Origin of the sequence: Luoshenia tenuis, assembly GCF_014384745.1 — a bacterium.
Lineage (GTDB): Bacteria > Bacillota > Clostridia > Christensenellales.
The window spans coordinates 1-22,228 of record NZ_JACRSO010000001.1; the positions used below are offsets into that span (position 1 = coordinate 1).

Annotated in this window: 22 protein-coding genes, 1 tRNA gene and 1 riboswitch; of the genes, 1 reads left to right on the plus strand and 22 read right to left on the minus strand. The window is 56.8% G+C overall.

Going from position 1 to position 22,228, the window contains the following annotated elements; genetic code table 11:
* From H8699_RS00005 to H8699_RS00105, 21 genes are all read right to left on the minus strand, one after another.
* Positions 1-99, minus strand: a 99-nt coding sequence (locus tag H8699_RS00005; RefSeq protein ID WP_139283883.1) for a GTP-binding protein, incomplete at its 3' end; no start/stop codon positions are given.
* Between the two features lie 88 nt (positions 100-187).
* A tRNA-Gly gene (locus tag H8699_RS00010) sits at positions 188-261 on the minus strand.
* 95 nt (positions 262-356) lie between these two features.
* A complete protein-coding gene (sigH, locus tag H8699_RS00015; RefSeq protein WP_138295624.1) occupies positions 357-971 on the minus strand; it encodes an RNA polymerase sporulation sigma factor SigH in 615 nt (204 codons plus the stop codon).
* Positions 972-1,057: 86 nt separating this feature from the next.
* Positions 1,058-1,594, minus strand: coding sequence for an NYN domain-containing protein (locus tag H8699_RS00020; RefSeq protein WP_249283922.1), 537 nt, complete (start codon positions 1,592-1,594; stop codon positions 1,058-1,060).
* Positions 1,594-2,343, minus strand: coding sequence for a 23S rRNA (guanosine(2251)-2'-O)-methyltransferase RlmB (gene rlmB / locus H8699_RS00025; RefSeq protein ID WP_249283923.1), 750 nt, complete (start codon positions 2,341-2,343; stop codon positions 1,594-1,596). The genes H8699_RS00020 and rlmB overlap by 1 nt, the downstream gene beginning before the upstream one ends.
* A gap of 227 nt (positions 2,344-2,570) precedes the next feature.
* On the minus strand, positions 2,571-3,320 hold the full coding sequence (gene thyX, locus H8699_RS00030; protein ID WP_138295622.1) for an FAD-dependent thymidylate synthase: 750 nt from the start codon (positions 3,318-3,320) through the stop codon (positions 2,571-2,573).
* A 3-nt stretch (positions 3,321-3,323) separates the two neighbouring features.
* A complete protein-coding gene (locus H8699_RS00035; protein WP_138295641.1) occupies positions 3,324-3,770 on the minus strand; it encodes a Mini-ribonuclease 3 in 447 nt (148 codons plus the stop codon).
* Between the two features lie 38 nt (positions 3,771-3,808).
* Positions 3,809-4,534, minus strand: a complete 726-nt coding sequence (locus H8699_RS00040; RefSeq protein WP_249283924.1) for an N-acetylmuramoyl-L-alanine amidase family protein — start codon at positions 4,532-4,534, stop codon at positions 3,809-3,811.
* A gap of 681 nt (positions 4,535-5,215) precedes the next feature.
* On the minus strand, positions 5,216-6,283 hold the full coding sequence (gene tsaD, locus H8699_RS00045; protein ID WP_249284704.1) for a tRNA (adenosine(37)-N6)-threonylcarbamoyltransferase complex transferase subunit TsaD: 1,068 nt from the start codon (positions 6,281-6,283) through the stop codon (positions 5,216-5,218).
* A 12-nt stretch (positions 6,284-6,295) separates the two neighbouring features.
* Positions 6,296-7,006, minus strand: coding sequence for a TIGR01906 family membrane protein (locus H8699_RS00050; protein WP_249283925.1), 711 nt, complete (start codon positions 7,004-7,006; stop codon positions 6,296-6,298).
* 2 nt (positions 7,007-7,008) lie between these two features.
* Positions 7,009-7,650, minus strand: a complete 642-nt coding sequence (locus H8699_RS00055; RefSeq protein WP_249283926.1) for a cyclase family protein — start codon at positions 7,648-7,650, stop codon at positions 7,009-7,011.
* A gap of 59 nt (positions 7,651-7,709) precedes the next feature.
* On the minus strand, positions 7,710-8,783 hold the full coding sequence (locus H8699_RS00060) for a DUF3048 domain-containing protein (RefSeq protein WP_249283927.1): 1,074 nt from the start codon (positions 8,781-8,783) through the stop codon (positions 7,710-7,712).
* Positions 8,784-8,810: 27 nt separating this feature from the next.
* Positions 8,811-9,497 (minus strand): sugar transferase, encoded by a 687-nt coding sequence (locus tag H8699_RS00065; RefSeq protein WP_249283928.1) that lies wholly within the window; start codon positions 9,495-9,497, stop codon positions 8,811-8,813.
* A gap of 130 nt (positions 9,498-9,627) precedes the next feature.
* Positions 9,628-10,732 (minus strand): peptide chain release factor 2 gene (gene prfB / locus H8699_RS00070; RefSeq protein ID WP_249283929.1). Its coding sequence is split into 2 segments (ribosomal slippage): positions 9,628-10,653 and positions 10,655-10,732, totalling 1,104 coding nucleotides; the frame shifts between segments, so codons are not numbered across the junction.
* 37 nt (positions 10,733-10,769) lie between these two features.
* On the minus strand, positions 10,770-13,454 hold the full coding sequence (gene secA / locus H8699_RS00075; protein WP_249283930.1) for a preprotein translocase subunit SecA: 2,685 nt from the start codon (positions 13,452-13,454) through the stop codon (positions 10,770-10,772).
* Between the two features lie 151 nt (positions 13,455-13,605).
* Positions 13,606-14,148, minus strand: coding sequence for a ribosome hibernation-promoting factor, HPF/YfiA family (hpf, locus tag H8699_RS00080; protein ID WP_249283931.1), 543 nt, complete (start codon positions 14,146-14,148; stop codon positions 13,606-13,608).
* 511 nt (positions 14,149-14,659) lie between these two features.
* The gene (locus H8699_RS00085; protein ID WP_138295611.1) at positions 14,660-14,932 is read right to left on the minus strand and encodes a zinc-ribbon domain containing protein; all 273 of its coding nucleotides are present in this window, start codon (positions 14,930-14,932) and stop codon (positions 14,660-14,662) included.
* A 306-nt stretch (positions 14,933-15,238) separates the two neighbouring features.
* Positions 15,239-16,018: a ComF family protein gene (locus tag H8699_RS00090; RefSeq protein ID WP_249283932.1), complete on the minus strand. Its 780-nt coding sequence runs from the start codon at positions 16,016-16,018 to the stop codon at positions 15,239-15,241.
* Positions 16,015-18,246, minus strand: a complete 2,232-nt coding sequence (gene recD2, locus H8699_RS00095; RefSeq protein ID WP_249283933.1) for an SF1B family DNA helicase RecD2 — start codon at positions 18,244-18,246, stop codon at positions 16,015-16,017. The genes H8699_RS00090 and recD2 overlap by 4 nt, the downstream gene beginning before the upstream one ends.
* 104 nt (positions 18,247-18,350) lie before the next feature.
* Positions 18,351-19,535, minus strand: coding sequence for a methionine adenosyltransferase (gene metK / locus H8699_RS00100; RefSeq protein ID WP_249283934.1), 1,185 nt, complete (start codon positions 19,533-19,535; stop codon positions 18,351-18,353).
* 94 nt (positions 19,536-19,629) lie between these two features.
* Positions 19,630-19,735: riboswitch (SAM riboswitch) on the minus strand.
* A gap of 63 nt (positions 19,736-19,798) precedes the next feature.
* On the minus strand, positions 19,799-20,287 hold the full coding sequence (locus H8699_RS00105; RefSeq protein ID WP_138295607.1) for a COG2426 family protein: 489 nt from the start codon (positions 20,285-20,287) through the stop codon (positions 19,799-19,801).
* A 95-nt stretch (positions 20,288-20,382) separates the two neighbouring features.
* On the opposite strand from H8699_RS00105, the gene H8699_RS00110 reads away from it, so the two are divergent.
* Positions 20,383-21,132 (plus strand): tRNA 2-thiocytidine biosynthesis TtcA family protein, encoded by a 750-nt coding sequence (locus H8699_RS00110; RefSeq protein WP_147518091.1) that lies wholly within the window; start codon positions 20,383-20,385, stop codon positions 21,130-21,132.
* 69 nt (positions 21,133-21,201) lie between these two features.
* On the opposite strand, the gene H8699_RS00115 is transcribed toward H8699_RS00110, so the two are convergent.
* Positions 21,202-22,215 carry an LCP family protein gene (locus H8699_RS00115; RefSeq protein WP_249283935.1) on the minus strand — a complete coding sequence of 338 codons (1,014 nt, stop codon included), beginning with the start codon at positions 22,213-22,215 and terminating at the stop codon, positions 21,202-21,204.
* Between the last annotated feature and the right edge of the window lie 13 nt (positions 22,216-22,228).

Genomic DNA, 22,228 nt, shown 5'->3' on the forward strand with positions numbered 1-22,228 from the left:
TGTGATCGCCGCCGTCAGCGTGGTCTTGCCGTGGTCTACGTGGCCGATCGTGCCAATGTTTACGTGCGGTTTGTTCCGCTCAAATTTAGCCTTAGCCATTTGATCTTTTCCTCCTTAATGTTTATAAGCCCCAATTATTCATCTTTTTTACAGCAAATTATATTTGCAAGATCAACAGGGTAAAAAATGGAGCGGGTGATGGGAATCGAACCCACGTAGCCAGCTTGGGAAGCTGGAACTCTACCATTGAGTTACACCCGCATGGACAAACCTGAAGCTGAGATTAATTGTACTAAAATAGCCCCTGTTTGTCAATATCGATTTACGCTTGAACCCCGCAGAAAATAGCGACAAAGTTACTCTTCCTCCAGGTATTTCTCCAGCTTCTTTTTCACCCGCTGCAGCGCATTGTCGATGCTCTTGACCCGCCGGTCCAGTTTCTCGGCGATCTCCTGATAAGAACGCCCCTGAAGATAGGCGGTAAGCACCTCCCATTCAAAATCGCTGAGCAGCTCCCCGATCTTCTCTTCGATGTGGTTAAAATCCTCCTGGTTGATGATCATGTCCTCCGGATTGGTCACTTTGGCCCCGGAGATGACATCCATCAGCGTCCGGTCGGATTCTTCATCATAGATGGGTTTGTTGAGAGAAACATAGGAATTCAGGGGTATATGCTTTTGCCGGGTCGCGGTTTTGATAGCGGTAATGATCTGCCGGGTCACGCACAGCTCCGCAAAGGCGCGGAACCCCGACTGCTTGTCCGGCTTAAAGTCCCGTATCGCCTTATATAGGCCGATCATGCCCTCTTGCATGATATCGTCCCGGTCAGCACCGATCAAAAAGTAGGAGCGGACCTTGGAGCGCACCAGATTCTTGTATTTTTCCAACAGGTATTCCAGCGCATCATTATCGCCCAAGCGGGCATAATGCACCAACTGCTCATCCGGCGTCTGCTCATATATACTTTTCATGTCGTTATACCGGCTCAGGATATGTATGCCCCTTCCCTTGCGATATTGCTCTAATTCAGCATTATAGCGCCTTTATCCCCGCCTCGTCAACCGCGGCCCTGGCGGCGCAGGCGCTCCAGCCGGCAACGCAGCTCAGGGTCAAGCCGCTCGTCCAGCAGGTGGGCCTTGATTGGCTGCGCGCTGTGCTGGCGCTTTAGGTTATCCTTCCGGCAGTGCTCCATTTCCTCTAAAAACTCCCGTGCGGACACCCGCAGTCCGCCATAGGTCATGATCGTGCCCTGTACCAGCGCGTCGCTGGAGGCCACGCGCACCTTCGCCTTCCCTCGCAGCAGGGCGACCCGCCGTTCGATATACTGGTCCGCCGTACAGCCGGGGGCGGTAAACACCACCTCCAGCTCCCCAAATTGTTCGCTGTGCTCGGGGTCCCGCGTTAAGTGGGCGTCAAACACCAGGATCACCGGGTGCCCCAGGTATCCACAATGATCCGCGATCCGCTCGATCAATACCTCCCGAGCGGCATCCAGCCCAACGCCCTGCAGCCTGGGCGTTTCAGGCCAGGCGCCCAGGATATTATATCCATCCACGAACAGCAGCTCTTCTATTGTCTGTCCGCGCCCCGCCATTATAAACTCCTTTGCCTGGCCGCCTCGCACATCAGCACGGCCGCAGCTACCGACGCATTGAGGGATTCGATCTTCCCTTTCATCGGTATCGAAGCGACAAAGTCGCAGTTCTTTTTCAGCAGCTGAGAGATGCCCTGCCCTTCTCCCCCCACCACCAGGGCGATGGGGCCTTTGAAATCGCACTGATAATAAGGCTGGCCCGACATATCCGCCCCGGTGATCCACACCCCGGCGGATTTCAGCTCTTCAAGCGCTGTATTCAGGTTGGTCACACGGGCCACCGGCAGATACTCCACCGCCCCCGCGGAGGCTTTGGCCACGATAGGGGTCATACCCACCGCACGGCGCTTCGGGATGACGATGCCATGGGCGCCGCAGCATTCCGCCGTGCGCATGATCGAGCCCAAATTATGGGGATCCTCAACGCCGTCCAGCACTACGATAAAGGGGTCTTCCCCCTTTTCTCGGGCTGCGGCTAACATCTCGGCCAAAGTAACATAGTCCCGCACCGCTACAAAGGCTGCAAAGCCCTGATGGCGGCCGCCCATACAGAGTTCATCCAGATGGGCACGCCCCACCTGCTGGATGACGATGCCCACCTCCTTGGCCATGCGCAGCAGCTCCCGAGCGGAACCCTCCATCTCCCCATCGGCAACCAACAGCTTATCAATGGAGCGGCCCGCACGAATCGCCTCGCGCACCGGATTGCGGCCCATCAGCAGATTCTCCGGCAAGCTGCGCTCTTCCACTTCCGCCTCCGTCTGCCGCGCCGGTGCAGGCCTATGTTGTGGTGTCTGGGGCCTTCGGGCATCTCCTTGGACTGCCGGACCGCGCCGGGCGCCCCTGCGCTCCTCCCTAAAGCCGGCCGGCGCCCCGCGCCGCTCTGTACGCCTGCCAGGCGCAGCCCCATATTCCCGGCGGCCGCCCGCCCTGTTCTTATAATCAGCCATCTGCTAATCCCACTTTCTCAATCGCTTTACGCGTTGTTTTTATCTCGAAGCGCCGCCTGACGAAGGCAAACCTGCCCCGCTTGTCCGCAAGACTTTTTACCCTCCGGGCAGGCGCCGCGCACACACCCCGGCCCGGCGTTTGCAAATAACCGCGGTGCAACCTCCATACACTTTTCCAGCATCTGCCACGCCAGCTCTCGGATCTCCCACTGCGCGCGATTGCAACAGCGCAGGGAGAAAAAGTGCATCAGCTCCCGCGCATTCATGGTCATCATGATCTTGGTTTCCGCCGCGTTGGGCATCACAAAGCGCGCGTCCTCGTTGCTCTGTTCGCCCGCATTGCCCAGGGCGTCCACCCATTCGTTGTACCAGCTCTGGATCTGAGCCATCTGGTCGTTAAACCGCTGCTGTGCCTCCGGCCCCAAAGCCGCGATCCGCGGGGGCATGATATAGTTAAAGGTTCCCTCATCCCGCCGCTGCCCCACATACCGCTGGGACTGGACGGAAAAGCTGGCGATACGGTGCCGGGTGATCTGCGCCAGCAGCGCCCGGGATACCCCCTCTATGCCGAAAGTAAAGCTGGCGTGCTCGATCACCGAGGTATGCCCCATCCCCATCAGCCGCTCGATATACCTGCTCTGGTCTTTGGTGGCTACCCCTTGGGCGATGGTATCGATATCCGAGGCGGAATAGCACATCTTCCCCCCCATAGCCACGATCTCGTCCGCATCCTTTGTATAGCGCAGCAGCTCCACATGTAGTTTGACCTGTGCCATCCCTTATTCCTCCTTCGCTGCAGGCTTGTCCTCCTGCCCAGGCTGTAAAATCATCTGTCCAATCTGCGAAAGCCGCTCAAACCGCCCCGCAAGATATAAAAAGCCGATCAGCGCCTCCAATCCTGTCGCCGCACGGTACTCCGTCACATCGGCATTTTTAGGCACGGTAGGGCTTTTGGTATTGCGCCCCCGGCGGTAGACCGCCGCTTCTTCTTCAGAAAGCTCCGGCAACAGCCGGTGCAGCGTATCGCTCTGCGCATGGGCACTGACATAGCCAATGGCCATTTGATGCAGTTTATGGGCAGAGCCGGCATAATGCTCTGCCAGGTAAGTGCGTACCATCAAGTCATATACCGTATCGCCCACATAGGCCAACACCAGCGCATTCATTTGGCGCACTTCGCTTTCAGCCAGCCCCTCTTTTCCGTCAGCGCGCCAAAGCGCCTCCATTCCCTCGTACAATCTATTGGTCCTTCTTTCCGTTTGATCTACCGGCCGATCTCCTTTGCCGTTTCCACTGTAAAGGAGTCCAGCACGCCCTTAAAAATCGCCTCGGCGACCCGATCCTGGTACTGTTCATCTTGAAGCATGGCCTTTTCATCCGGGTTGGATATAAAGCCGCATTCAACAATGACCGAAGGTTGCTCGCCCGCCTTTAACACGTAAAAATCACCCGATTTGACTTCGCGCTTTTTCCACCCGTCCGGGATCAAAGCGTTCAACCGGTCCTGTATGCACTGGGCCAGCGCAGCGCCGCCCTCTGCAGCGCCGCTTTGGTAAAACACCTGCGGCCCGCGTACCGAGGCCGAGGTGTACTTATTCATATGGATGGAAACCATGATGTCCGGCTTCGTATCCTTAATGATCTGCGCTCGGGCGCGCATATCCTTTTGCTTATCGGTTCCCTTGCCGTCCCCGCCCAGGCCTTCGTCCGCCGTCCGGGTCTGTACGACTTTCCAGCCCGCGCTTTCAAATTTAGCCTGCACCTTCAGGGCGATCTGGAGATTGAGCTGCGCTTCCACCACACCGTCGATCCCCACGGCTCCACCGTCAAAACCGCCATGACCCGCATCCAGTACGATGGTCTTGCCCAAATTTAAGCCGATAGCGCTGCGTGCGCTATCGGATAAGGCGATGGATACCGCCGTTACCGCCAGTAGAAAAACGCTGAGGCCCAGCGCGATAAAGGCTTTTTTTGTTAACCGCTTTCCCATGCCAATCCCCCTCCAATGCAAATAGGCTCTTTCTACCCTATTCACATTTAACCCAGGGTTTGACACGATGGCATACTATTTTTTGCGTATACCAAATAAAGTGTGCTTTTATGCGCTCGTTCTATTATACATGATTATGGTTATGTTTTGCTACTTTTTAAAATCTTTTTCATTACACGTGTCCCTATTCGCATAATTGGGGCTTTGTTCCGGCGGCCATTGCTTGGCCCTGCGCGCATCGTGTGGCTTCCTAAAAAATGGCTACTGATTGCACAATAAAGTAGTAAAAAAGGGTTAAGGATTGGGCTCTGTGGAATGTTCTCTAAGCAGCACTATATTTAAAAGGGTTGTTCGATCGGCCGCCGCATTAGAAACAACAGTTGGAAATGGGATCGCTTAGTTATTGTTACTGGTAAGTACGTAGATGTCCCTCTCCAAACAACCGTATTGAAAAAAGCCTGAGCAAAATGCTCCGGCTTTTTATCTATAATTGTTAGTAGTTAAAGAAGGCAAATCGTTTATTACGCCAACTTAAGTTTTTCAACCCCAGACTTTGTCATTTAGCGCAAATCTAACAATTAAGCCGATGTAGCCCTTGTTGCGAATCAAACCCGCCCTTTTATCAGCCCCTATAGCCATCTGCACAGTGTCTGCCTCATGGCACACTGCCTTGTGTGCGCGTTAGTCATTGCCGAGCCGTTCGGCTAATTGCAGATCCGGTACGGCGTTGAGCGTCATATCCATTAGTTCCCCCCGCATCAGGTGCGGGTATGCAGCGCAGCCCCCCATGGCCGCGTTATCGGTGCACAGCACCGGCGGCGGATAAACCGCGCGCAGTCCATTTGCCAGCGCCGCATGTTGCAGCGTTTCGCGCAAAAGGGAGTTACTGGCCACGCCGCCTGCCAGCGCCACGATCCCGATCCCCTCGCGTTTTGCCGCGCGGATGGTCTTGGCGACCAGCACCTCTACCGCAGCCTTTTGGAAGGAGGCCGCCAGGTCGGCCACATCCGGCTGCTCGCCTTTTTGGCTCAGGTTATGCAAAAAATTGATGACCGCTGTTTTCAGCCCGCTAAAGCTGAAGTCGTCGTTATCCTCTTCCATCATAACCCGGGGAAAGTGAAAGGCATCCGGATTGCCTTCTTTGGCGATCTTATCGATCAGCGGCCCACCGGGATAACCTAATCCCAACGCCCGGGCGACCTTATCAAAAGCCTCGCCCACGGCGTCGTCCCGCGTGGCGCCCAGCGTAAGGATACCGCCCTTAGTTACCTTCACCAAGTGACTGTGTCCGCCCGAGGCCACCAGGCAGACAAAGGGCGCGCTCAGATCGGGATGGGCCAGATAGTTGGCGCTGATATGCCCTTCGATGTGGTGCACGCCGATCAGCGGCAGGTCGTGCGCAAAGGCGATGGCCTTTGCCGCCGAAACGGATACCAGCAAGGCCCCCACCAGTCCCGGCCCATAGGCAACCGAAACCGCGTCCAGCCCATCAAAATCCAACCCCGCTTCCTGCAGCGCCGCCGCGATCACCCGCTCCATGGCGAGCACGTGCTGGCGGGAGGCGATCTCCGGCACCACGCCGCCATAGGGCTGGTGCAGCGCGATCTGGCTGTCGATCACATTGCTCAGGATCGTGCGCCCATTTTGAATGACAGCTGCCGCCGTCTCATCACAGGAGGACTCCAGCGCTAAGATGTTCACGTTTTCTTTTTGCATAATGGCCGGCAGCTTTCTGCGCGCCCGCTCCATATAACTCATACTTTATTTAACCTCTTTACGAAATACTTTAGCGCGCATGGCCCAAAAGCCCAGCGCCGCAGTCACCACAAGACCGATGGCCAGCGTGATCACAATGCGGGTAGCCGTCGCCACAAAAAAGGCTTGGGGCACCATTTGAATCAGAATATCCGTGCGCGGGTCCAGTATCCACAGATCATTATTGAAAAACAACAGATGGAACTGGGTAAACACACCGTTAAAGTCGATGGCCAGCGCAATTCCCAAAGCGGCCAGCAGCGCCCCCAGCGCCACGGTAGCCCAAAAGCAGCACCGGCCCAGAATGGGTATCGCCTTTTTCCGCCGCAACGCAATGAGCGCCGCCAGGCTACCTGCCGCCACCGCCAGGGCGATCCCTCTTAAGCGGAAGCCATTGACAAAGAGCACCTGCACATCGACCATATGGGCGCGCTCCCGCTCGTTAAAGACCGGGCGCACCTCGCCCATGATCTCCGCCTGCATGTCCAGCGCCTCCCGCTCCCCACGCAGGTATTCCAGCAACCCGTCGGTCACCTCCATCAGCGCCTCTTCGCTGATGCCGATGGACGCGGCCTGCCCGCCCTTTTGATATTGATCCGCATAAAAGTTCCGGTCAAAGGCCGTCCACTCCACGGAAGTAAGCAGTACGATCAACAACCAGGAGAGCGCAAACACGCAGCCCAACAGGGCCGGTCCTATCTTCTTCAAGGTCTCCAAGCTTATCCCTCCTCCTGCCAGATCCACACGCGCGCAGGCGCGGCCTCAGCCCCCGCCAGCTTTAGTGGCGCACAGATCAGTTGTATCGCCCCAGAACGCACCTCCCGCAGCGGCACGGTTTCCAGCGCCACAGCCAGGCGGCCTTTTAAAAATGCGCGGTGGGTCTGATCCCCTATCCGCCCCATCGGCCCGATGGAAAAAGCGTCTATCCCCAAAAGCTGGATGCCTTGACGCGCAAGGTAGGCGGCCGCTTCGGGCTCCAGCGCGATAAAGTCGCTGCGAAAGCCACCAGACCCCAGCCATTTAGAATTATCCGTTTTGATCAGCAACCGTTTGCAGCCTTCCGGGAACCGGCCCTGCACATCCTGCGTGCGTATATGGCCTGTAAGCTGACCGGTGAGATCCAGAACGTAAGCCGGGCCCACCAGCACCTGCGCGTCAAACGCATCTACCCGCGCGCCGGCAGGATCGTAGTGAAAGGGCGCGTCGATATGCGTACCGCAATGCGTGCCCTGCCCAAAACGGCTTTGAGTGGATACCGCACCGGCTACCTGCGCGGTTTGTTCAATCGCCATACAAAACGGCTCATCGCCCGGCCAAACCGGCATGCCGTTTTCCATCGGCACAGTGGCGTCTATCCACATCCGGCCCTTCCTCCCCGTTTACAAAAAAAGCCCCTTGGGGCTTTTTTATGTTCTCCGCGTTAGCCGCGGGTCACCTTAAAATTGGTGGGCACGATCTGCACATAGGTATTGCCCGGCGCCAGGGTGATGACCTTGCCATCTTCGTCCTTAAACACCGTCTGGGCCGTTTCGCTGGTCTTTTCCCAGGTACCCTTGCGCATTACGCCATCGCAATAATATTCCGCATTGCCCGAACCCACAAGGCCGATGCTGATGTGCCCGGCCTTATCGTTATAGCTGCCATGCTTGGCATACTGCACGATGATATTGGCCGCAGTGCACTGCTTGCCGGTTTCCTTATCGGTAAAGGGCTTATTGCCGATTGCGCGGCTGTAAAGCCCGGTATCCGCATTATAAGTGTAGATGACCTTGTTAAACGAGCTGTAGGGCAGCGTCAAGGTCTGTACGCTCTCGCCCGCCAAAGGCGCATCGCTCCCCCCGCGGAAATTGGCAAACTGCCGCGGCGTCTGCGGCATCTTTACGCCATTTCCGTACAGGTTCGTCACCTCGCTGATATTGACATAGGCGTTATGTGGGCTCTTTCGCGAGGAATCCCGCCAGAAATAATTTTTCTCCGTCATGCCATCTAAATGCCCGCGCAGGGTGATCTGCTTAAACTTCTTATAGACGTTGGAGGCATTGGGGTCGTTAGCTCCGCCGAAATGGGTGTAGATACCGTCCCATTCCTGGGCCAAGTCCAGGTAGTAGATGCGCGCGCTGCGCACCGGCCCCACCTTTTCGGGCGGAAGCTGGGTCGCATACACCAGCATGAACCGGGTGATCTGCCCCTCTACATAGGCTTCGTAGATCACATCCGCCTGATTAAAGCCGGACTGCGGACGCGCTTCCGGCGAATTCTCCACCATTACCTCCACCGGGCGGTAATCAAGCGTGGTCGGCAACCCCGTCGTGGTAGAAAGGTTGAGCGGTTCCGCCGTCGGCTCCGGCGTCTGGGTCACTTTAGGCTCCAGCACGATTTCCGGAGTCGCCTCCGGAGTAGGAGAAGCCGAAGGTTCCGGCTGCACGGTCTGGCAGCCAGCTGTGATCAGCAGGGCGCAAAGCAGCCCCGCCAAGATAGTTTTTAACTTGTGCATGATCAAATGCGCCTCTTTTACGCGGGCCTAATAGGCTCCTTTTTTGGAGAAGATCGCAAAGAAAGTCTTTATCATGATGCCCACATCCATCCAAAAGCCCATATGGTCCACATAATAAAGGTCCTTTTCCATTCTTTCTTCCAGGGTCAAATCATTGCGTCCGTTTACCTGTGCATAGCCGCTCATCCCGGGGCGCACGGTATGGCGGCGCAGGTGCTCCGGCCTGCACATCAGCGTTTCTTCGATGATGAACGGGCGCGGCCCCACCAGGCTCATCTCGCCTTTAATGATATTGAACAGCTGCGGCAACTCATCCAGGCTGAACCGGCGCAGCACCGCGCCTACCCGGGTGACCCGCGGGTCGTTCTCATGCTGGATAAATTCGTTTTTGCAATCCTTGCTCTGCTTTACTTCCGCCGCACGCTGCTCGGCGTCATACACCATGGTGCGGAACTTGTACATGCGGAACAGGCGCATATCCTTGCCCACCCGTTCCTGCACGAAAAAGACCGGGCCGCGCGAATCCAGTTTAATGCACAGCGCGAAGATGGGCAGAACGATAACAAAGAAAATCAGCAACACAAAAGACCCGATAATATCGCATACCCGCTTGACCTTATCATATGGCCGTTTGCGCTCTTTGCTATATTCCAGCGCGAACTGCCGCCTTTCCTGCAACAGCCTGCGCCGTTCTTCAGCATTTTCAACCGTCATGAGGCATCCTCTTTCGAGGCGGCGGAAAAAAGCCCCGCCGCAAAATAGCCCGCCCAAAAGAGCGATAGGCATATAGCAAACACTTGCTACATTATACTTTTTTACGGTTCCCCCGTCAATCCTTGCCGCATTACAGCATCTTGAGGTAACTTTGGATAAATATATCCAGCTCCCCATCCATCACCGCGTCCACATTGCCCACCTCGGCGCCCGTGCGGTGATCTTTCACCATGGTATAGGGCTGGAAGACGTAAGAGCGGATCTGGCTGCCCCATTCGATCTTCTTCATCTCGCCCTTGATCTCGGCCATCTGCTCCATCCGCTCGCGCTCGCGCAGCTCCATCAGTTTGGAGCGCAGCATGCGCATGGCCGTCTCCCGGTTCTGGATCTGGCTGCGCTCGTTCTGGCAAGCCACCACGATACCCGTGGGGATATGGGTGATGCGGATGGCCGACTCGGTCTTATTGACGTGCTGGCCGCCCGCGCCGGACGAGCGATAGGTATCCACCTTCAGATCCTCGGGGTTGATCTCGATATCCCCCTCATTAGCCTCGATCACCGGAGAAACATCCAACGAGGCGAAGGAGGTATGCCGCCGGGCAGAAGAATCAAAAGGCGAGATGCGCACCAGACGGTGCACCCCCTTTTCCGCCTTTAGATAGCCGTAAGCGTAACGGCCCTGTATCTCCATCGTCACGCTCTTGATGCCGGCCTCATCCCCGTCCAGCATATCCAACACCTTGACCGTGTAACCCTTGCGCTCGCAATAGCGGGTGTACATACGAAACAGCATGCTGCACCAGTCCTGCGCTTCCGTCCCGCCCGCACCCGCGTGAAGAGACAAAATCGCGTCATTGGCGTCATAGCTGCCGGAGAGCAGCGCCTGCAGCTGCATCTTTTCCACCCGCTCGCGCAGGGTCTGCATCTCAGAGGTGATCTCCTCCAGCATGGAGGCATCCTGCTCCTCATCCGAAAGCTCGATCATGGTTTCGATATCGTCCGCCGCCGCCACCAGGGACCTGTAGGCGGCCACATCATCCTTTAAGCCTTTGACCTGCTGAGAGACCTTATTGGCATGCTCCACGTCGTCCCAAAAGCCGTCCGCGGTCATCTGCCCTTCCAGTTTCTCCAGCTGCGCCTCTATCTGGGCCAGGTCAAAGTGAGTCACCTGCCTCTTTAATCATCTGCCTGATCTTGGCTAGCTCCTGCCGGTCATTATCCAATTCCAGAATCATATTTTCTCAACTCCCAAATGCAAAGTACCCGGCGCTTTTAAAGGTTACGGCCGTGGCAATGCTTGTATTTTTTACCGCTGCCGCAGGGGCACGGATCGTTGCGGCCCACTTTTTTGTCAGTCTTGGCGGGCTGCTTGGCCGCGGGTTCATCATCCCCGTGGGAGGCCACCGTGGGCTTTGCCACCTGCTCGCGCTGGGGCACCCGCTCCACGTTGACCCTAAAGAGCATGGAGATCGCATCCTCCCGTATGGAGGCGATCATCTGCTCGAACATATCGTAACCCTCGAACTTGTACTCCACCACCGGGTCGCGCTGGCCGATGGCGCGCAGGCCGATGCCCTGGCGCAGCTGATCCATCGCGTCGATGTGATCCATCCACTTTTGATCCACCACGCGCAGCAGCACCACGCGCTCGAGCTCGCGCATGTCCACGCCATGCTCGGTGATATCCGCCTCTTTCAGCTCATAGTAATGCCGGGACAGTTTTTGTATCTTCTCCACCAGTTCTTCTTTGGCCATGCGGTCCTGCGCGTCCTCGGGCAGCTCCAGGTTGGCCCCTCGGGGCAGGAACACCCGTTCAAAGTGTGCGCGCATGGGCTCCAGCTCCCACTCCGCGTCGGTGCAGTAAACATCCACCACATCCGAGATCAGCTGATCCAGCATCTCCAGCATGGAATCTTTGATATTCTCACCCATCAGCACCTTGCGCCGCTGGCCATAGATCACCTCGCGCTGCTGGTTCATCACATCGTCATATTGCAGCACGTGCTTACGGGTATCAAAGTTATTGGCCTCCACCCGTTTCTGGGCTGATTCGATCTGCTTGCTCAGCAGCCCATATTCGATGGGCTGATCCTCCTCCACGCCCAGCTTATCCACCATGGGCATGATCTTCTCCGAGCCGAACAGGCGCATGATGTCGTCTTCCAGCGCGATATAAAAGCGGGAAGAGCCCGGGTCGCCCTGCCGGCCGGCGCGGCCGCGTAGCTGATTGTCGATACGCCGGCTCTCATGCCGCTCAGTGCCGATGATATGCAACCCGCCGCAGGCGACGACCTTTTTATGCTCCTCATCGGTGACCTTTTTATGTTTGGCCATCAAGTCGTTATAGATTTTGCGCGCGCGCAGCACTTCCTCATCATCCGTATCGTTATGGCCCATGGCCTCTTCGATCAGGTGATCGTCCAACTCCATCTGGCGCATTTCCTGCCGGGTCAAAAACTCCGGGTTGCCGCCCAGAAGAATATCGGTACCACGGCCGGCCATGTTGGTGGCGATGGTCACCGCGCCCACCTGTCCAGCCTGGGCTACGATCTCGGCCTCTTTGGCGTGGTATTTGGCGTTGAGTACCGTATGGGGCACGCCCTTGCGCTTAAGCATTTCGCTGAGCAGCTCGGAGACCTCCACCGAAACCGTACCCACCAGCACCGGCTGGCCGGTCGCATGCTTCTCCTGGATGGCCGCGATCACGGCGTTGTACTTGCCTTTTTTCGTGGTATAGATCACGTCGTTCAGATCCTCGCGGATCATGGGCTTATTGGTGGGAATGGTCACGACATCCAGCCCGTAAATACCCTGGAACTCCTCCTCCTCGGTCTTGGCGGTACCCGTCATACCGGAGAGTTTCTGGTACATTCTAAAGTAATTCTGGAAGGTGATAGTGGCCAGCGTCTTGCTCTCGCGCGCCACCGTTACGTGCTCCTTGGCCTCAATGGCCTGGTGCAGCCCCTCGCTGTAGCGCCGCCCGGTCATCAAACGGCCGGTAAACTCATCCACGATGATGACCTCGCCGTTTTGCACCACATAATCCTTATCCCGCTTCATGATGGCATGGGCCTTTAAAGCCTGGTTGATATGGTGGTTCAGCTCCGTATTGGCGATATCCGAAAGGTTTTCTACATTGAATTGCTGCTCCGCTTTGGACACGCCCTCATCGGTCAGGTTGACGGTACGCAGCTTCTCATCCACGGTATAGTCCTGCTCGTTTTTCAGCCGGGCCACGAACCGGTCCACCAGCGTGTACATCTCGGTAGACTTATCTCCCTGGCCGGAGATGATCAGCGGCGTGCGCGCTTCATCAATGAGGATGGAGTCCACCTCGTCGACGATGGCGAAATGCAGTTCCCGCTGCACCATGTTTTCCTTGCGGATGACCATGTTATCCCGCAGGTAGTCAAAACCAAACTCATTATTGGTACCGTAGGTGATGTCCGCCGCGTAAGCCTGCTGGCGCTGGGCCGGCTCCATATCGTGGGTGATCAGCCCCACGCTCATCCCCAAAAAGCGGAAGATCTTGCCCATCCACTCGCTGTGATAGCGCGCCAGGTAATCGTTGACCGTGACGATATGCACGCCTTTGCCCTCCAGAGCGTTTAAATAGGCCGGCAGGGTGGCCACCAGCGTCTTACCCTCACCGGTACGCATCTCAGCGATGCGGCCCTGATGCAATACGATACCGCCGATCAGCTGCACGCCGAAATGCCGCATGCCCACCGTGCGTACGGCCGCCTCCCGAACCACAGCGAAGGCCTCGGGCAGCAGGTCGTCCAGCCCCTCTCCCGCGCCCAGGCGCGCTTTGAAAGAGCGGGTCATATCCCGCAGTTCGCTGTCCGTCTTGGCCTTTATCTGCGGCTCAAAAGCGTCGACCTGCTCTACGATCCGGTTCAGCTTTTTGATTTCTTTGTCATTGCTGCCGCCCAGCAGCTTTCTAAACCAATCCATATCTGGTAATTCCTTTCTTCTATGGCAATAGCCTGGGCTTATTTTATCATTATTATCTCCGCCCTGCAAGCATGCGGCATGATCAACCCAAAAGGGCGCCCCCGGCTATCACCGGGGGCGCCAAAACATACGATATTCACCTTTTTTCGCGTTATTCCGCCTCATCATCCGCCGCATAATCCGGTTCGATCAACCCGAAGTTCCCATCGCGGCGTTTGTAAAGCACATTTACCTCGCCCGAATCGGCGTTGGAGAAGACGAAAAAGTCGTGCCCCAGCAGATCCATCTGCATCATGGCCTCTTCCACATCCATGGGTTTGACGGCAAAGCGCTTGGTTCGAACCAGCATCGGCGCTGCTTCCGGCGCCTCTTCCTGCGCGTCGAAACGGAAGGCGCCCGAGCGCATACGTTTTTCAATACGGGTGCGCTGACGGCGGATCTGCCGGTCCAGTTTATCGGCCGCCTCATCGATGGAGCTGTACATATCCTCGTTAGCGGCTTGGGCCCGCAATACGATCCCTTCATAGGGGATGGTTATCTCAAGAATGTGGCGGTTCTTTTCCACCGACATGACCGCGTGGGCGATCACGTCATCCTGATCAAAATAGCGGTCAAGCTTGTGGAGCTTTTTGTCCAGGCGCCCTTTCAGCGCATCGGACACCGTCATGTTTTTCCCTGTTAACATTGTACGCATCTTGAGTTCCTCCTCTCAGAACTTAGCGTTGTTATTTAATATATTCGATTGTTTTAGCCTAAACCCTGCCTGATTTTAAGAACAAGGTGTTAACTTTCTTTTAAAACATATAGGGTATGAAAGGGATAGTGCCCCTTACTTGCAAATATTTTACAACTCCTTCGGCAGGAGAAGGTCCCCTAAACATCCTTCAGGCCCTGTGGATAATGTGGATAAATCTGTGCATAATCCTATTTTAGGGTTTTCTATCTGTGTATAATTTTTCCATATCCAGCCTGCGAATTAATGCAATGCTGATGCAAATTGAAGGAAATATTTTGTGTTTTGCAAAAGAAATACACTCTTTCTTTGTATCCCCGTTTTGCAGGATTTTCATGCAGGATATATCCTCCATCACTTTCCCTTTTCTCCATCTGCGGCGCTGGACAAATAGAAAAATCCCCAGGGCGTATGCCCTGGGGATTTGCCAATACATTATCCTGAAACGAAAAGTCTTACTTTGCGTTGGGGATTAGCGGCGAGCCTGGAAGCAGGCGTCACAATAGATCGGCTTGTCATTCTTGGGAATGAAGGGAACCTGGGTGGGCGCGCCACAGGCGGCACACACGGTCTCGTACATTTCCCGCGGCCGGGAGTTGCGCGCATTCTTGCGAGCATCACGGCAGCTCTTGCAACGAACGGGCTCATTCTGGAAACCCTTCTCCGCGTAGAACTCTTGTTCACCGGCGGTGAAAACAAATTCAGCGCCACAGTCCTTGCAAATTAACGTTTTGTCCTGAAACATGGAAGTAATCCCCCCGCAAAATGAAAATAATTTAGGTACAATTCTTCGCCTGACCTGGTCTTTGACCCCACACTCGCCGCCTGAAAGGTTCGCTACTAGGGCATCGGCCCCCCCACTACTACTTTTCTCAGAATGACTTCTGGACGGACTTACTTCTAAGCCGCACCATGCTCACCGGGACTTTGCCCGACTTACGTGGATCGTTTCGCCTGCGACTGGCATCGACTTTCAACCACAGACACGTTAAATTGTAACCATTGGACTTAGTATACACTCAAAGTTTGCAAAAAGCAATAAAAATCTTTTTTAGGCTTCCTCCCAGTCCTCCAGCCTGCCCGTTTCCGGGCGCCAGGCCACCGTAGTGGCCGTCAAAACCCAAACCTGTGCAGCCCCGCCCGCCAGCAAAGCCCTGGCGCAGTTGCGCGCCGTCGCTCCCGTGGTCAGCACATCGTCGATCAGCCACACGCATTTCCCCCGAACAGCGCGGGACTTGCGCACGGCAAAAGCATCGTGTACGTTTTTCTCCCTTGCCCGGGTTTCCAGACGGGTCTGCTTATCGGTCTCTCGCACGCGGGTCAGCGCATTGGGCAGCACCGGCGCGCCGCAGTGCAAGCTTACCCTGGCCGCCAGCCATTGGGCTTGATTATACCCCCGCTCCCGCATGCGGCTGCGGTGCAGCGGTACCGGAACCAGCACATCCGGCCTGGGTCCCTCCAACGCCTGCAGGCAACGGGCCATGGCATCGCCCAAAAAATTGGCGTAACGCTTTTTCTCGTGATACTTCATCTCCCGCACCATCTCGCCCGCCAGCCCCCGATATAAAAAGGGAGCTGCTGCGCCCGCAAAGGGCGGTAAGCTCTTTTGGCAGGCGCCGCATAGGGGTCCCTCATTTTTCAAAGGCCTGCCGCACCTCTCACACTTCGGCGGCGCGGAAGGAAAAAGATGTTGCGCGCACGCCGGGCATAATCCCTGCTCCGTGGCGCTTTCTCCATGGCAGTGCACGCACAGCCCATCCTCAGGAAAGAGCAGGTCCAAAAATGCCTCTCCGCCCTGGCGCAGAGCCATGCGTATATCGTTCATGCTCATGGCAGTTCCTCATACAGCCGGTTCAACCGGGGCAGCAGGCCGGAGTAGCGCTGTACAATGCGGTTGTTCCCGATCATATTGCCCACCACCCATTCCCGGCCGACGATCACCACCAACTCCCGCGCGCGGGTCACCGCGGTATAAAGTAGGTTGCGGGTCATCAGCAGCGGGGTCGTGGCCACCAGGGGCAGTATCACCGCGGGAAACTCGCTGCCCTGGGATTTATGCACGGAGATGGCATAGGCCAGTTCCAGCTCGTCCAGCTGGTTATATTCGTAAAGCGCCACGCGCTCGTCGTCAAAGCGGACAGTGGCCAGCAGTTCATCGTCGTCCAGCGCCACCAGCTCCCCCATGTCGCCGTTGAACACGCCCTCGCCATGCTCAATGCCCTGGCCGCCTGCGCCTGCGCGCACCCATTCGAGCTGATAATTGTTTTTGATCTGCATGATCTTATCCCCCACGCGCAAGATCTGCCCGCCAGCCCTGCGCTCGGCCTTGCCGGGGGCGGGGGGATTGAGCGCCTCCTGCAGGCGGGCGTTTAGGTTGATCGTACCCGCCACGCCTTTGCGCATGGGCGTGAGCACCTGCACCTGGCGCAGCGGGTCAAAGCCAAAGTGTTTGGGGATGCGCGTGGTATTCAGCGCCACCACCGAGGCCACAGCCTCGGCCATATCGCCGCGCCGCTCGATAAAAAACCCGCCCTCCGGCGCATTAAACTGGGGCATCTCGCCCTCATTGATGCGGTGGGCATTGATAACGATCATGCTGCTGTCGTTCTGGCGGTAGATATCGTGCAGCCGGATGCTGGGAATTCTGCCGCACTGCAGCACATCCCGCAGAAAATTGCCCGGGCCAACGGAAGGCAGCTGGTCGACATCTCCCACCAGGATCAGGCGGCTGCCCTGGGGCAGAGCCCGCATCAGCCGGTACGCCAGGGAGATATCCATCATGGATACCTCGTCTACGATCAGCACATCCTGCTCCAGCGGCATTTCCTCGTTGCGCTGGAACCCTTCCTCCCCGCCGCCCTGGCCATACTCCAGCAGCCGGTGCAGGGTACTGGCGTCGTGCCCGGTGGCCTCGCTCATCCGTTTGGCCGCCCGGCCCGTAGGCGCCGCCAGCGCCACTTCGAAGGACAGCCCTTCCAACAGGGTCACGATGCTGCGGATGATCGTCGTCTTGCCCGTGCCCGGGCCACCGGTGATCACCGCTACCCGATGCCGCAGGCACAGGGCTACCGCCTCTTTTTGCGCCGGAGCAAAGGCAAAGCCCTGCTCGCGCTCCAGACGCTGCAATTCCTCCTCCAGTCTGTCCATCTCCATCAAGGGCGCCTGTCCATCCCCCTGCGCCAAATCCCAGAGGCGCTGTGCCGTTTCACTCTCCGCGGTGTAGAGCGCCGGCAGGTAGGCGGCCTGCTCACCCGCGACATCTTCCAAGATGATGCTGCCGGAGATGACCAGCTGCATAAAGGCGTTCTCCACCAGCGCCAAGTCCACCTGCAGCAGCGCCGCGGCGCGCTGCTGCGCCCACTCCGCGGGCAGGTACACATGCCCATTCTCCCCCGCTTCCGCGCTTAGGATATAGGTTATACCCGCCTGCAGGCGGAAAGGATTGTCCGCCTCGATCCCCATCGACAGGGCGATGCGATCGGCCGACTTAAAGCCAATGCCCTCGATATCCTGTACCAGCCGGTAAGGGTTCTGGCGGATCATCTCCACCGCGCCCACGCCATAGGTCTTATAGATCCGCTGGGCAAACAGCGCGCTGACGCCATAGCTCTGCAAAAACACCAAAACGCCCCTGGCCTCCTGGCTTTGGGCAAAACTCTCGGCGATCTGCGCGCACTTGACCTTGCCGATACCGCTGACTTCCATCAGCCGCTGGGGGGCAAATTGCATGATCTGCAGGGTATCCATCCCGAACTTTTGTACGATGGCCTCCGCCGTTGCCGGGCCGATCCCATCGATCTGTCCCGAGGCCAGATAGCGCTTGATGCCCTCCTCCGTGCTGGGCAGCACCGCCTCATAGCGCGTCACCTTCATCTGTCGGCCATACTCCGGGTGCTCCACCCAGTCGCCCCAGAGGTGCACCTGCTCCCCCTGCTGGAGAAAGGCGATGCTTCCCACCGCCGTGACGGACTCCTGCCCGCAGGCCACCTCCATTACGGTAAAGCCGTTATCTTCATTCCGGTAGACGATCTCCGCTACCATGCCCTCAAGTTCAGCCATGCACGCGCCACCTTATCTCTTTAACTTCCATGCTCATATTATAATAGCCCGCCCCGTTTTTGCGCAACTGCGCAAAGCGGCGGCGGGCTATCGCCCTATTTCGTTTAATCCAGATACTTCTGCGCGGCGGCCTTAAGGGCTTCCACCCGGTCCGTCCGCTCCCAGCTCAGATCCAGGTCCGTCCTGCCCATATGGCCGTAGGCCGCAACCTGGCGGTAGATAGGCTTGCGGAGATCCAGCTTTTCGATGATCGCAGCCGGCCTTAAATCAAACACCTCGCCGATGATCTTGGCCAGCAGTTCATCCGGCAAAGCGCCGGTGCCATCCGTATCCACCATGACCGATACCGGCCGGGCCACGCCGATGGCGTAGGCCAGCTCCAGTTCGCAGCGCCTGGCAAGCCCCGCCGCCACCACGTTTTTGGCCACATAGCGGGCCGCGTAAGCTGCAGAGCGATCCACCTTGGTGGGGTCCTTGCCCGAAAAGGCGCCGCCGCCATGAGGGGCGTAACCGCCGTAGGTATCCACGATGATCTTTCTCCCCGTCAGTCCCGAATCTCCCTGCGGTCCGCCGATGATGAACTGCCCCGTGGGGTTGACCAGGAACTTGGTATTCTCATCCAGCATATCCGCCGGGATGACGGGCTTGATCACCCGCTCGATGATCATCTCCCGCAGTTCGGCCTGGGTGATCTGTTCGCCATGCTGGGTGGAAACCACAACCGTATCTACCCGCACGGGCTTGTCCCCTTCGTACTCCACTGTTACCTGGCTTTTGCCATCCGGCCGCAGGTGTGGCACGATGTCCTCCCGGCGCACCTGGGTCAACCGCCGGCTGAGCCTATGGGCCAAAGCGATAGGCAGCGGCATCAGCTCCGGCGTTTCGTCACAGGCATAGCCGAACATCATCCCCTGGTCCCCCGCGCCGATATCGCAACCATCGCCCTCCCGGGTCTCCAGCGCGTTGTTTACGCCCATGGCGATATCGCCGCTCTGGCGGTCCAGCGCGACCATTACCGAGCAGGTATTGCCGTCAAAGCCGTACTTGGCCCGGTCATAGCCGATATCGCACACCACCTGGCGCACGATGTCCGGAATATTGACCTGGGCGCTAGTCGTAATCTCGCCCATCACCAGCACCATGCCCGTGGTCGCCGCCGTTTCACAGGCGACCCGTGCGACGGGGTCCTGCTCCAATATCGCGTCCAAAATCGCATCGGATACCTGGTCGCACAGCTTATCGGGATGCCCCTCCGTTACAGATTCACTGGTAAAAAAACGTTTTGCCATATTCGCCACTCCTTCTTAAAAGCATTCGCCCTTATGGAGTCCATTCCATCAAAAAACCTCCCGCTTTGGGGAGGCCGTTTGTTTATGAACGACATCCTCATCTTTCAGCATCGCCATGCTGTGGGATTTAGCACCTTGTTTGTTATAAACCGGTTGCCGGGTTTCATCGGGCCCATTCCCTCCACCGCTCTGGATAAGGACGAATATTAATTTTTCGTATGTATTCTACCATATATAACATCATCCGTCAACGTTTGCGCCGCTCATCCAAAGATGCCGTGGCTGAGCAGCAGGATCAGCCCACCGGCTACCAAATTGCCCAAAAAGATGATGGGCACGGCGCTGCGCAGGCGGATATCCATCAATGCGGCGATCAGCGAGCCCATCCACACCCCAGTGGTGGGCAGCGGTATAGCAACAAACAGAAATAGTCCCCAGAGCTTATACTTTTGGATGTTCTTGCTCTTTTTTTGCGAGCGACGCTCCAGCCAGTGGGCAAATTTGCGGAAATATTTCGTCGTCTTCATCCATTTGAGCACCGGGCGGATCAGAAGAATGATCAGAAACGCTGGCAGCGTAGAGCCGATCACCGCAAATGAAAATGCCTCCCATAAGGGCATGCCCGCAGCTACGCCGATGGGGATCGCGCCTTTAAGCTCGATGACCGGTACCATACTCAGCACAAATACCGCGATCCAGGGTGGAAAGCCTACAAATAAATTTTCAAACCAGAGTGTAATGGCTTCAGTCATAGCGATCTCCTATAGAATTTATTCGGGCCGTGCTTGCCACGCTTTGGCGCATGCGCTATACTGTTGCAAGCGTATTTTGCACCAAGGAGGCCCGTATGAAAAAAGTTTTAGGCTGCATACGCCGTGCAGATCAGGATTTCCACCTCATCGCCCCCGGCGATAAAATCGCCGTAGGCGTATCCGGCGGTAAAGATTCGCTGCTGCTATTGCAGGCGCTCTCGCTGTATAAGCGCTTTTCAAAAACGCCCTATGAGCTGCACGCCATCACCCTGACCATGGGGCTTGAGCCCTTTGACACCGCCGGTGTGGCTGCGCTTTGCGCCGCGTTATCCATCCCCTATACCGTCATCCCCACGCGCATCGGCCCCATTATTTTTGAAGAGCGGCAGGAGAAAAACCCCTGTTCGCTGTGCGCAACCATGCGCCGGGGCATTTTATACGAAAAGGCGGTTGCACTGGGCTGCAACAAGGTCGCCCTGGGGCACCATCAGGACGACGTGATCGAGACCTTTTTTCTCAGCCTATTTCACGAAGGGCGCCTGAACACCTTTACGCCCGTGACCTATCTTTCCCGCTCAGGGCTTACGCTGATCCGCCCCATGGTCTACCTGCCCGAGCGGCATATTCAAAGCGTATGCCGTAAGCTGGACCTGCCGGTGATCCACAACCCCTGCCCGGCCAACGGCAATACCCAGCGCCAGACGGTAAAGGATTATCTGCTAAACCTCGAAGGTACTTTTCCTGACGCGCGCAAATTCGTAGCCGGAGCCATTGCCAATACCCCGCAGTATAACCTGTGGGATGGGATCCGCGAAGGGCGCATCCCCGGCATGGACGAAGCCTAACCAAAGTTAGCTTATATTGCAAAATCCCTCTGTCGCGAAAGGCAGAGGGATTTATTTATGCTTTTTGCTTTATTCTACATAGAAGACTTCCGCCACCAAATCGTGCATCTTGTTCTTATCTACGACCCAGTATCCGTTGGACGTGCTGCCTTCGGCGATCTCCAGGCGCATGTTGTCAACATCCAAGTTGCTGAAGATCTTCGCCAGCGCGGTGATCTGGGGCAACGTCAGATTTGTATGGGTATATTTTTGTACCTCGCCGTAAAGCTGGGGGATGTAGCTGACCGGGTTCTTGGTCATCAACACCTCGGCAAAGGCCTTTACGAAATTGCGCTGCCGGCCCGTACGGGAGATATCGCTGCCGTCCATGCCTTTGAGCTTGCGCTCGCGGCAGTAGGTCAACGCCTGGTCGCCGTTTAAGGTCATGGTCTTGCCCTTGGTCATCGTCGGATCGATCGCACTGAAATCCGCATCCAGGGTGATCGGCACGCCGCCCACGGCATTGACGATGGGCGGTACGCCGTTCATATCAATCGCCATATAATACGTCAGGCTGGTCCCCAGCAAATTATTGACGGCCGAAACGGTATTTTCATATCCGTGTCCATCCGGCCCGCCGCCATAGGCAAAGGCCGCATTGAGCTTGCCGGTCTTGGTGCGGGTCTGCTCCCCGCTCTTGTTAAGTACCGGGAAGGTGGCCTTCGTATCGCGCGGCAGCGAGATCAGCGTCACCTCATTCGTCTTTGTATTGATCGCCGCAACCATCATCGTATCGGTATTATAGCCGACCTCGTTAATGGAGCGACCCTCTATGATATCTACGCCGATCAGCACGATGCCGACCACGTCTTCATCATATTTATACTCGTTAGTCACTTCGCCCGCATCATCCGTTACTACCAGCGGCGGCGGCGTTGCATCCGCATTGGCCTGGAACTGGCTGCTGGGATCCTTCCACGCCTTGGCGAAGGTATCAAAACCATAAACGCCCAGGCAGACGACCGCTATCAGTTCAACGCACACCACGGTCCAAAGCGCACGGATCCATTTTCGCCGCTTGGACTTGATTACTTTTTTCGCCATAAAGCACCTCAAC